The sequence below is a fragment of the uncultured Shewanella sp. genome (assembly GCF_947497935.1).
Classification (GTDB): domain Bacteria; phylum Pseudomonadota; class Gammaproteobacteria; order Enterobacterales; family Shewanellaceae; genus Shewanella.
The window spans coordinates 238,377-251,203 of the sequence record NZ_CANMIO010000006.1 but is presented as its reverse complement, the minus strand read 5'-3'; the positions used below and the strand labels follow the sequence as shown (position 1 = coordinate 251,203).

Annotated in this window: 9 protein-coding genes; all 9 read right to left on the bottom strand. The window is 42.9% G+C overall.

The window, feature by feature from the left end; translation table 11 throughout:
• Positions 1-57 precede the first annotated feature (57 nt).
• Entirely contained in the window at positions 58-816 is a 759-nt protein-coding gene (locus tag Q1A86_RS09570) for a LuxR family transcriptional regulator (protein WP_299805873.1), read from the bottom strand.
• A gap of 112 nt (positions 817-928) precedes the next feature.
• A complete protein-coding gene (locus Q1A86_RS09565) occupies positions 929-2,866 on the bottom strand; it encodes a hypothetical protein (RefSeq protein WP_299805871.1) in 1,938 nt (645 codons plus the stop codon).
• A gap of 233 nt (positions 2,867-3,099) precedes the next feature.
• Positions 3,100-4,860, bottom strand: a complete 1,761-nt coding sequence (locus tag Q1A86_RS09560; protein ID WP_299805870.1) for a flavocytochrome c — start codon at positions 4,858-4,860, stop codon at positions 3,100-3,102.
• 190 nt (positions 4,861-5,050) lie between these two features.
• Positions 5,051-6,727, bottom strand: a complete 1,677-nt coding sequence (locus Q1A86_RS09555; RefSeq protein ID WP_299805868.1) for an aromatic amino acid ammonia-lyase — start codon at positions 6,725-6,727, stop codon at positions 5,051-5,053.
• A 427-nt stretch (positions 6,728-7,154) separates the two neighbouring features.
• A complete protein-coding gene (locus Q1A86_RS09550) occupies positions 7,155-8,375 on the bottom strand; it encodes a HAMP domain-containing sensor histidine kinase (RefSeq protein ID WP_299805866.1) in 1,221 nt (406 codons plus the stop codon).
• Positions 8,362-9,036 carry a response regulator transcription factor gene (locus tag Q1A86_RS09545; protein ID WP_299805864.1) on the bottom strand — a complete coding sequence of 225 codons (675 nt, stop codon included), beginning with the start codon at positions 9,034-9,036 and terminating at the stop codon, positions 8,362-8,364. The genes Q1A86_RS09550 and Q1A86_RS09545 overlap by 14 nt, the downstream gene beginning before the upstream one ends.
• A 3-nt stretch (positions 9,037-9,039) precedes the next feature.
• Positions 9,040-9,807 (bottom strand): helix-turn-helix transcriptional regulator, encoded by a 768-nt coding sequence (locus tag Q1A86_RS09540; protein WP_299805861.1) that lies wholly within the window; start codon positions 9,805-9,807, stop codon positions 9,040-9,042.
• A gap of 520 nt (positions 9,808-10,327) precedes the next feature.
• Positions 10,328-11,587 (bottom strand): hypothetical protein, encoded by a 1,260-nt coding sequence (locus Q1A86_RS09535; protein WP_299805951.1) that lies wholly within the window; start codon positions 11,585-11,587, stop codon positions 10,328-10,330.
• A gap of 116 nt (positions 11,588-11,703) precedes the next feature.
• Positions 11,704-12,780, bottom strand: coding sequence for an alanine racemase (gene alr / locus Q1A86_RS09530; RefSeq protein WP_299805859.1), 1,077 nt, complete (start codon positions 12,778-12,780; stop codon positions 11,704-11,706).
• Positions 12,781-12,827 lie beyond the last annotated feature (47 nt).

Sequence of the window (12,827 nt, the reverse complement as noted above, 5' to 3'; positions counted from 1 at the left end):
AGTGTTCTGTATAAGCTCAAACAATAGAGCTAAACAGATTTCACCATGCAGTAAACATCAGCTTAATAACCCAAGTGAATAACCCATGCTGATCAACTGCACCCGATTTTTGGCATTGAGCAGCTCTTTCAATCTATCAAGATGATAATTGATACCACTTTCTGTAATGCACAGCTTAATGGCTAATTCTTCACTTGAGTATCCTTCGGCCGTCAGCTTCAAAATTGTTAGCGAACGCTCCGACAAGCAGTTGAAGTTACTAATGGGATTGATCTGGCTAATGTGATGCTCATTAAAATAACTGGCAAACATCATCAACTGGGCTTCAATTTCTTCTTCATGTGGCTGTAATCTGGCCAGTAGCTCTTCCCTAGGCAGATCGGAGAAAAAAACAAATGCTCCCAGCCAGTCAGGATGATAGCTAGTCGGCATATGCCACACTCCGCGACTACGGAAGTTATGTTCAGCCATCAGATTTGCAAATCGCTGCCCTTTTGGTCCACTAAAGTCGGGATCGGCCCAGATGCTCAGCCCCATAGGGTGAGGACGGAAATAGGCGGCATCCTCAGATGCAAAGTACTGTAGATATAAGTGACGGAACTTTAGCATACTTTCGCTTGAGTAAACCCCATACCTTATCTTAATCATATCTGACGGAATACGGCGTTTAAGGTTTTTAAATTGGTGGCTATATGGCGGGATCACTTTAGTGGTGATCCCGTAAAAAAACTCACAGATCCCGTATTGTCTTAAAAATCGGCTAACACTTTCCAATATTCTAGGGTTGGTATCGCATCTTGTTGTATAGGTGTTCATTGCCGTGTAATCAACTGTTCAAAAGCTGCCCTCATCCTACCCCAGAGTTTTAAGAGGAATACTGCTATTTATCACAGTAATCTGCGGCAAATATGCCGCAGATTGACTCTCATCACGATTTATCTGGATGACAGGTCATACAAGAGTATGGATCTGGGAACACGTCACTCATGTTCCAATCGGAGTTTTTTGAATGCCAAATGTTATCGTACACCTCGTAATTCCCCCACTTATCTCGGGGTAGAACATTCAACAGATCTGGGTGATTATAGATTTTATCATTACTCAGCAAGGCATCCTTGCGATACAACTTCTTAGTAGAAGCATCGCCATGATGTTTTGGCGTGTTAGATTCTCCGGTGTGGCACCAGAAACAGCGGGCGGTTTCCTTATGTCCAAATGGCGCACCATTACTTCCATGGCAGGTCGCACAGTAATACGGCTGCATGGTAGAGAAACCATCGGTATTATTGATTGGCCAGCTATGGCCACCATGTCCTAGTGGCTCTTTGCTCTCGTTGTGGCACTCGGTACAGTCGGCTATTTTCCAACCAAAGTGAGCCTTGGTCAAAACTGGAGCATCCTTATCATTCTCTGATGGAAGATCAAATACCTGTAAATAGGCAATATCAGAACCATCACGAGACTCACTAAAGTCACGCTCTTTAGATTCTTGGCCATTAAACTCTTCCATTCCCCACAGTGGGTAATGACTTAGGTATCCTGTCATCACAAATTCAACAGGCTGGTTCATAACCCAAACATCACTCATGACATGAATAACGTTGCCGCCGAAGTTCGAGTTCCAATCCAAACGACAGTGTTCGCTATCTACCTCTAGCTCCATGCCACCGCTTTCTGGTCGGCCAAAGTTACACTGTGCATTAGGCTTAAAGTCATTCATTACCGCCATTTCGCCATATACTGTTGTCCAGCCTTTACCCACCTGAGAGTCGATACCATCGACACTGAATAGAGCAAAATGATCGACCTTGGCACCAGTAGACAATGTTGGCCAGTAGTTGAATTTAGTCTCTACGCCACGCTGCCTAGCCGATAAAAAGACATCCATCTTAGTAATGACACCAGGCTTAAAAATATCTGGTCGCATGTTGTGTGCAGTCACCTCCAGGTTTTCAATTACCATTGGTGTATCTTTGCTTCTATCATCAATGTTGGCAGGATCGGGCTTGTTGATCATCAACTTAGGTACGATCACCTTACCGCCATTTTGTGCTAGACGCGCCATTTCTCTGTCTTGTACCCATTGCCTTCTTTGGGTCATCTCCGGAGAAAAGGGTTGGAAGCGTACCGACATTCCAGGTTGCAACACAAACTGATCTAAACGTTCATAATGGCCTTCGCCTTGCGGGCCTTTACCATCTAGCGTGCCATTAAGCTTTTTTTCTACGCCGCCGTTTGACTTGATTCTGGCATGCCAATCTGGAGTCTGAAAATTACTATATACATTGCCATCTAGCTCATCAAAGATACCATCTTTGTTGCGATCCCAAGAGAGCACAAACTCGTGCGTATCACGGCCAGTCTCCAGAGGGAGGGTTACAGAGTCAAAACGTAAATCTTTGCGGGTATATACTAAGTAACGTAGCAAATCGAAGACAGAGTAATGACCATCGACAAAAATATCATCACGGGCGCTGCCAGCTCCCAAACCGTCGGGGTTGGTGGATAAGACCTTAGCAATGTCTGCGGCATTTAAGGTGTAGTAAGTTTCAGGCTCGTTAAAGACTCCATTAGGATGTTCTGGAGTCTTATGCAGGTGCGCATCTCGCTCATCCACATGACCATCACCATTGAGATCCAACTCTGGATTTGCCTGCAACCAATCCTTCAAGCGATCATCGTACCGCCCCAAGTAGACAGTAACCTCGCCTTCAAATTTTGCATTGGGCTTAACATCGACGGTAAGAAAGTCAGGCTTAGGCTGTTCAGGTTCTGGTAAAGAGGGAGAAACAGTTTCACTATCGCTACCACAGCCCCCTAGTAACATGGCTGCTAGCAATGCAGCCAGAGGTAATTTGTTCATCATTTAATCTCTTTTTATATTATCCCCTATATTGGGTGCTCGTGAGATTAGGGCAAAGCAAACAAATAACTACTATTAGATTTGGCAGAAAAACGTCAGATTTTATCAATTTGTGACGCCGATAATGAGTGAAGCAGAGCCTTTCATTTTCAGATGCACAGTCTAGAACAAATAAAAAAGCCGACCACATAGGTGATCGGCTGGCTAGTTACCGCTTACTTCTATCTAAACAACAATTATTGTGCCGCAGCTTGCTGACCTGCAATACGACCAAACACGATGATGTCGGTATAAGCATTACCGCCAAGACGGTTAGAACCATGAGTTAGCCCCGTCACCTCACCTGCAGCGTATAAGCCTTTAATGATGTTACCACTGTTGTCTAATACTTCTGCTTTAGTCGTTGTCGCAACACCACCCATAGTGTGGTGCACCGATGGCGTTGCTTTTAAGATCCAGTATTTACCTTCAGACATATCTACCAGACCTGCACGGTTATTAAACGCTAAATCCTTGCCTGTAGCAGCATATTTATTAACGTCGCTAATAGTGCTTTGTAGGGCTTCTAACGGAATATTAAATTTCGCAGCCGCTTCTTCGATGCTTTCAACTTCAAACATTAAACCACGAGAATTTAGGTCGTTGAATTCACCAGGATGCATATCAATTGTCTTAGCTAAATCATCAATCTTTTGGTTCCAAATAACATAAGTATATTTGCCAGTTTGGTTCAAGATTGCGTTAGAAATAACGTCACGACGTTCTAATTCTTCAACAAAGCGCTTACCTTCTTGGTTAACCAAGATTGCCCCAAAGAAACGCGCATCGGCGATTAACGCGATAGCGCCTGTTTCAGGGTTACAAATTGGGTACGCTTGGATCTCGCCTAAGTTAGCCGTCTTAGCATTAACCGCTTCAGACATTAAGATACCGTCACCTGTTGCACCTGAGTGGTTAGTTGTACCGTAGCGCTCATCGTATTCAGGGTTGAATTTCTTACGCATTTCGATATTTGCGCCGAAGCCACCCGCAGCCATTACCACCGCATTCTTAGCGTAGTAAGTGATAACTTTACCATTCTTCATCGCCTTAACACCGACAACGCGGCCAGTCTCATCTTGAATAAGATTTTTTGCTGTTGTGTTCAAGTGAACAGGTAGACCAATCTCTTCAGCCTTGACAGCAAACTTGCTTAATACTTCTGCGCCAGTATGTCCTTTAGGGATAACGGCACGTTTTACTGAGTGACCACCAAACTGGAAGATTTGATCTTTATAGAAATCGACTTTGATGTCATCGCGTAACCATTCCGCCGCTGCAACAGCGTTGTCCGCCATGACACGAACCATCTCTGGATCGCCTTTGTAGTCGCCACCCTTTAATGTATCTTCAATAAATAGAGCTTTGCTGTCTGTAATGCCCATACCTTTTTGAACCCAGCTACCCGCTACGTTCATTTCGCCGCCAGAGATGAGTGAGTTGCCACCAATAATTGGCTGCTTTTCGATAATAACAGCAGATGCTCCGGCTTCAACCGCTTCAACGCCTGCAGAAAAACCTGCACCACCGGCACCAATAACCACAACGTCATAAGTGTATTCTGATGGCTGCGCATCGACTTTTTTTCCATTGATAGCAGCAGTAGCAACCAGTGTTATGCCTGCAAGTTCAGCCGACTGAGCAACCGCTTTCTTGAAACCATCAGAAGTGGCTGTTGCACCTGAGATGCCATCAACATTGACACTGTTGTTATCAATAATTGCTTGCTTTACGTCTTTATAAACAGCAGCTGATAAAACTTTATTCTCTTTTTGTTTTACAATGTCAATTGCTGTAATTTTGCCATTTTCAAATGTTGTTTCTACAGTAATATCACCATGTCGACCTTTAGCCGTACCTTGTGATTTGATCATTTCACTTGTTACTGCACAACCAACTAATATTACCGGCAGGGCAATTGCCACGCCTAGTGCTGACTTTTTCAATTTGAAATTCATAGGGGTCTCTTTAAAAATAACGAGTGCTCAACAGAACAGTTAATTACGGTTTCACTAAAAATTTTCATGGGTAAATGACATCAAACTAAAGCTTGATGTCATTTATTAAGGCCTATTATTTAATTATTTACTGCCTAGTATTTTTAACTTTATAAATAACTATTAATTTTCGTAAATAATTTATTTGTTTTTAATACTTCATTAAGAACTTTTGTGATGCTTCGATATCTACAGTGAAAGTACGGGTATCATCGGCATAGAATTTAACGGTTTTACGTAGGTCTTTTAATAAAGTCTTGTTCGCATCAGACAAATCACGGTCATGAACTTTCTTTTGAAGATCTAACGCTTGACCATAGGTCATTAACTCAAATGCGTAGATGTAAGAAACGCCATCAACAACTGTGGTTAGATTCTTAGAAGCCTGGTGGAAGTTACTAAAGTTATCTTCGATACCACCTTGGTTAGCCTGACCATAGAAAGACACCGGGTTAGACGCATGAGCAATATCAACAAACAGCGCAGTGAAGCCATTTTGTAGCGTATAGAAACTCTGACCGTTTGTATCATCTGGGTTTACAAGTGCACGTGGTAGACCGGTGAAATATGGGTCAATCATCTTAATTTGACGATTAGATGAATACTTACCTAGCTGAGCCATAGCAATGCTGAAGGCTTCAGTTGTTGTCGCTAACTGAATTGTGTCGAAGTTAGCTGACGAGTTAATTGCGCCAGATACCTTGCCATCAGTGAAGTACTGCTCAACTTGAGGGTACTTGTTGAAACGTGAGTGCTTAGCATTCAAGTATACCGTTGGATTATCGTCAGAGCTGTTGATCTGAATATGTACCAACTCTTCAAGACTGTTGTACTGGCTAATAGCATTAGCTACAGGCCAATGCGCTCCACGGAATGATAAGCTATCTTGTAGAGGACGCTTTTCATCACGCTCAAATAAATAACCGCCTTCAAGATTTTTAAGAATGTCATTACCTACGTCCTGTACGTGCGGCATAGGACGAGCATCTAGCGTATGAGGCAGAATTGGGCTGATGTTACCATTAATAGACTCAAGGCCCGCTGCAATCAACTTTGGCGAGAATTCGATTAACTGCTCTGCTTGCCCCATAGCATGGACTAACTGTGCAGTTGACAGCGCGTTGTTAGAAAGAATAGATAACCCATCCTTGCCGAAAGGTACTAAAGGCTCAACACCAGCAGCTTTCAACGCCTTAGCAGCAGGCATACGCTCGCCTTTGTAGAACACCTCATGCTCACCCATCATCGCAGCACCAATGTGCGAAGCCAATAGAATGTCAGAAAGACCTACCGAACCATCAGATGGCACCACAGGAATAATGTTCTTATTCACGAACTGCTCGTACAAGCGAGCTACGTCTGGTTGCACGCCTACATGGCCTGTCGCGATCTGGTTTAGACGGATTGTCATCGCCATACGCACAACAGCTTGGTCAATTGGCTCACCAGATGCTGCGGCGTGAGTGAATAACATGTCACGGTTGAAATCTTCAGACAGTTTTACCGCTTCATCTGACATCTTTCCGTCTTTACCAAAAACTTCAGTATCCTTGTTCTTACCCACACCAACGGTTAGACCATAAACAGGAGTGCCTTGACGAGCTGAATCCATTAATAGATCGAAACTGTCTTGGATGTTCTGCTTGCCTTTTTTGCTAACAGTCACATTGGCTTCACCACTCTGAACTTTAAGCAATTGCTCAATAGTGAGATCTTTACCTGTTAGGCTAATCGTTTCAGCCATAGCGCTAAATGAAGCCATAGGAGCAACTGCACAGCTTAAGGCAATAGCCAAAGAACTTAGTTTCAACTTATGTTTAATAATCATTTCCATTCCTTTATATAACTGTGTGATGCACACTAGCCCACATAAAATTTGAGTTAGAACAATGACGAAAAGTTTTATTTAAAACTTAAACAAAGATTAACCTATAACAAATATTATGAAGTGATGTTGCTCACTATAATTTTTCGCTGTTCCAAAACAGTGTGGTAATGAACAGTAGTTTTAATAAATAATCAGAATTAAGTTCAATAAACGAACCAAATAGAGCAAATAAGCACAGATTTAATGCACAATACAATTAATTTTGGCTTATCACTCCCTCCACCTTGTAATAAGACCTACATCACAAAAAGAATAAAACCAATCACTACTTCAAATATCTAAACCACACTAAACACTGTAAGTCTGACGAATATCAAATAACGACCACAATATTTAGCGTGATCACAATATTAGCTATCCATCGGCTCTATTCACTTGAGTGGATAATGATTGTAGCCCTAAAAGAGTTATCATCATTTACTGTTGAGTAATCCCAATTGAGCTGCTTAGTTAGCCTTTCAACCAACATCAAACCTAGGCCAAAGCCACTGCTATTATGTTTTGATAAGGGATTAACAATATCAATTCGATTACCAGCTTGCTCTATGACAACCCCTTTAGCACCGTGCTCTAAACTGTTTCGGATCAAGTTGTTCAACACAATCATCAGAGGCTCTTTAAGCACGTAAAGCTCGGTTTCATCGCAGATCAAATCAACATTAATATCACTGCCCTGAGCATACTTTTGATCATCCACTATGCTCGCCAGTAGATGTGACAACTTCACATCACAGCAATTCATTGGACTACAGTCTGGACTCATTAACCAAAGCAGGGTCTCTGTAATTGACTTCATCTGAGTTGTCGCTTGACTAGCATGTAAGGTTGGCCCTTTAAGCTCTCCTTGTTGCAGCGATAAAATTTCAAATGATGACTGACATATTGCAATCGGTGTTCTTAGTTCATGGCTGGCAAAGCGTAGAAAAGATAACTCTCTTTGCTGCGCTTCTTTAAGCTGTTTAATCGAGCTATCTAGCGCATCCACAATCGATTGCAGCTCAGCGTAACATTGCTGCGGAAACTTAAGCTCTTGCATACCTTGCCAGTCATGTTGCTTAATGGCCCTGCTGATCTGGTGAACCGGTAATATCACCCGACGCTGTAGATACCAGGCAAGAGTCGCATTCACCGAAAATGTCATGATGACTAATAAAAGAATCGCAGCCATATTCTTCGGAGCAAATTCTAATGCGTGAGTGGCGTTATAATGCAACCAAACATAATAGTCCTGCCCCTCTTGAGTCGAGTAAAGCATCAAACCATCGATAAATTCTCCATCTGAGTGCTGATGTTTAACATCAAGCGCCTGCTGGGGAGGTAAACCTTCATTAATCGCCCTAACATGATTCGGCACCGCATCCCAACGGGTGTAAACCGTGATGTTCTGGGTTTCAATAACATCTTGGTTTGCACTGGCATAAGCTTCAGCTGCCTGAGCTGCATTTCTCATGGTGATTTCATGCATGCTTATCATTCCCGTACACATCATACACAGGGGAATAAGACTATTAATGATTAAAGTAATCGCTAAAAAACATATACCGTAAACCTGATATACACGCTTCAAACTCAGTTTAGGCTTCATCACTTTCAACTCTTAAGCACAAACCTACACCACGAATCGTATGAATAAGATTCTGCTCAAATGGTTTATCGACGACTCTGCGTAGCAGATGCATATGGCTTCGTAGGCTGTCGCTATCGGGTAGGCTATCTGGCCAGAGAAGTCGCTCTATCTCCTCCCGTTCGACAGTTTCAGGGCTTCTTCTTGCTAGAAAGGAAAGGATCTGCCATCCCGTACGCGACAATACAAGTTCCTGCCCCCGACGTTGTACCTTATGAGCACCAAAATCCAACTCGAGATCACCAATCGTCAGTCGTTTTGGCGATGGGCGTCGCTGCGACACCACCTTAAGCCGTGCAACTAACTCAGCTAACGCGAAAGGTTTAACTAGGTAATCATCGGCTCCAGCCTCAAAACCTGACAGTCTATCTTGTAAGTTACTTCTCGCTGTCAGCATAATGATTGGCGCCATAATGCACCGTTCTTTCCACCTCTGGCATGCCGTAATGCCATCACCATCAGGTAAATTAAGATCTAAAATTATCGCATCAAAGGTGCTGTTAAATATGCTTTCCTCAGCCCGCTCTAGAGTCTCCGCATAGTCACATTCAATCTCATTGAGTTCCAGATACTGAATGATATTTTTCGCCAATAGGCGGTTATCTTCGACAAGGAGAACCAACATCTTCTATATAATTTCCAGTTGATGAGCGATATGAACTAAATTGGCCCTATTACTGGCACACAACTTACTTCTTAAAGATTCAAGATGATATTCCACCCCACGAACAGTTATATCCAATTGCTCGGAAATCTCGTGGTTATGCAACCCCGTGGCAGCCATTTCCAGCGCTCTAATTGCAGTCTTATTAAACAAGTTATATTGGCGGTAGGGATTTATTTCATTATGAAAATGTTCAAATATTAACATTTGAGCTTGCTTTAACGCCTGCTCTAATTCTGCAATATTGAGCTCTTCATATGGATACTTTGACAATAAGGTAAATCGACCGCTCCAAGTATCCGATGCAAAATTCTTCAACGGCCAACTGAGAACTGTATTAATTCCATGGCTATTAAATAGTTTCTGTACTTTAGTCGGCTGACCATCTTCCGAAAGAACATAACAGTAAGGAGAATCAAGCTTTAATGCCGCAGCAAAATTTATATCGGTAGAAGCAACACGCGTCACATATTGTTGATGCAGCAATTTAACTGTTGGCGATGACGCGATGACGCCGCCACAGCTTCTTAACACTTTACGTGTCAGTAGACTCTTACGGTTGTTACCTAGATAGGATTGGTAAGCGCTGTTGGCAATACCTTGAAACCAAAAGCCACCGAAACCCAGTTCAGCAATTGGGGATTTAATTGTATTGAGGAGATCATCAGTTAAAGGGGGGAGATCAAAGTCACTTTCATCTATTAACCATGCACTGCTATTTATTTGTCCCATCACTCTACACCCAATCAAACTATTCGTGGTCACAAGCGGCAAAATTACCCAAGGTAAAGCCTATAAAAAATCACTTTACTCAAATAGTATTAACGGATAAACATTCTTGATGGAGATTTTCTAACCTTGCAACAGAAACATAAAATTTAATTTAGAGGGAAGTTATTTTGACGCAATTTTGACGTTGCTTACCCTATAATTACTTTAATTTACCAGAAATAAAATTAGCGGCTGAATATAAGCGTTAACTAAATAGCGGGTTATTAAGTGTCAGATTACTTATTCCGCTCATTAATTCAAAAACTATCTTCTCTCATATCTAAATCAGTTAGCGCTTCAGCAAAACCAGTACGCGAGCAAACATTTTTCAGCTATAGAATTGAAACTCTCATCAAAGCATGCTCCATCCTTGATCGTTGCATCGGCAGTTTTCAATCAAGGTCATTCAAGTCAATAGCCGGCATTATAGAGGCTGTATATACAACAGCCCCTCACCACAAGGATTAAAACGAAAAGCAACTTAGAACGGCTGATTGACCATAATCCAGAACTGATTTGACTCTTCACTGAAGGCTAGCTCAGCACGCACCACTACGCTTTCAACTTCAAAGCGCGCACCGATACCCGCCGACCATTTTAAGTCATCATGTAATGCACTAGCGCTAAACTCATCGCTGACTTGGCCAGCTTCAGCAAAAGCAACCCACTGCCACCAAGGAATGTCGTATAAGTTAAACACTGGCCACTCTTGCAATGGTTGCCATCTAGGTTGTACACGATACTCTGCGCTATACAGCACGGCCGAACGACCAGTAAAACGCTTGCTGCTATAACCGCGCAGACGCTCGAATCCACCTAAACTCACACCTGCAAAACTAGGCGGTTGATGCAAGTTATCATCTGAGCCTGATGTCCAAGTTGGTGTATCGGCTAAATAAAAGTTAAACGCTAAAATTTGCTGACCAAACCATTCATTAGAGTCGATAGAAACAAAGGTGCTTTGGTCAAACTCCCAGGTCGTCCAACTATTGCGTGAGCCGCTGCCAAAGTCGCGGGTAACCTTAAAGCTTGTTTGCCCACCTTGAGTACTATTTTTACCGTTATCACGATTATCCCACTCGAGCTCAACAGCTAAACCTTTGGCTTCATCCTCTAAAAACTCAAAGCCTTCGAGTTCTCTGCTCTGAGTAAAAGGGCTGAATTTAACACTGGTGACACCTGACTCTAGTGGATTCCAGCTAATATCTGTTCGCGCACGGCCTAGGCTACGCGCCGCACCTTGACTACCACGGCCAATAGGCAGCACGTATCGAGCATGAAACTTGGTAAAGGACTCATCACCTAACGTCACCACTCGCTCGCTGTCACCATTAATGTCAGCCTGATTAGGCACATAATAAACGCCTTCTTTAAAGCGAGCGTTGTAGGTTTCGATTGAGAACAACCATTGATCAAGGGTAGGAATTTGATAGTCGTTAAAACGCAAATAGCTAACCCAACTATTATTGGTGCTATACACACCAATACCCAATATAGAGGATTGAATCTGCCCTGCATGTTTAAGCACACCGGCGCCACCAAAAGCAGTACTTAAGCTCTCACTTGAAAACGCAAAAGGCACAGCAACAAATTCAGATTCATAATCCGGTAGTTGGTTATCGTTTGTTTTTTTCTGCTTATTAGCACTCGATTCAACTGACTCAATAATGACTTGCTCTTCACCAGACGGTTTACCATCTAGTTGTTCTGCTGTTGATTCTGCACTCACAAAGGGAGACATTAAGCCCAAAGCGACAAATATAGTTAATGGATTTATTTTCAATTTAAGACATCTTCAACTGCAACGGGCATCCCGCCTCAACTTGCAATATCAACATAAATAAGTTGTTTATTTGCTCAATCTAGGCAAACAGCGACTCGAGGAGTCAATTTAGTTACAAGCTCGTACGCGATAGTCCCAATGTGCTCTGCCACCTCCTCTACTGGAAGGTCTTTACCCCAGAGCACGGCATTATCACCGACACAATCTTTGGCATCAGCGCCAAGATCCACCGTCAACATATCCATCGACACACGACCAACAATTGGTGCTAAACGGCCATTAATTAATACTGGCGTACCCAAAGGGGCGTTACGTGGGTAGCCATCACCATAACCTATGGCTACCACACCAAGCTTGGTATCTTTATCGGCAACCCAATGACTGCCATAGCCGACAGGCTGGCCCGCTTTATGTTCACGTATGGCTATTAGTTGTGATACTAATTCCATCGCGGGCATTAGCCCGTGTTTAATACCTAAGTCGCCAACCACTGGAGATACACCATAGAGCGCAATACCAGGGCGGATCCAGTTAGCTTGGCTCTGCTGCCAAAATAGCGCGCCAGCGGAGTTCGCTAAAGTGCGCTCTCCAGGTAAGTCTTTGGTTAACTGCTCAAATGTCGCTAATTGAGTGGCAGTGTAATTATTATCTGGCTCATCGGCACAAGCGAAGTGAGTCATCAAATTAATCGGTTTAGCTATGTTCTTACACGCCACTAAGCGCTGATAAACCTGATGAAATTCATCGGGTACAAATCCTAAACGATGCATACCTGAGTCAACCTTCATCCACACGTTCACAGGCTTATCGAGCTCAGCCTGTTCGAGCATCTCAATTTGCGACTCATGGTGCACTACGGTTTCAATATCATGCTCAACTAAAGTCACTAAATCAGTCGGCCTAAAAAAGCCTTCTAATAGTAAAAGTTTAGCCTTAACCCCACCGGCACGTAGCGCCAATGCCTCTTCTAAACGCGCTAAGCCAAAACCGTCGGCATTATCTAAACATTGAGCGACATTAAGTAAACCATGGCCATAGCCATTGGCTTTTACAACCGCCATCACCTTGCTTGATGGGGCTAATTCATGCAGCCGAGCCAGATTATTCTTCAATGCTTGGCGACTGATCTCTGCTCGTGGAAATGGTTTCACAAGTAACCTTGTTATCTCTATTAAAAAGTAAGAGCCTCTATGAGGCT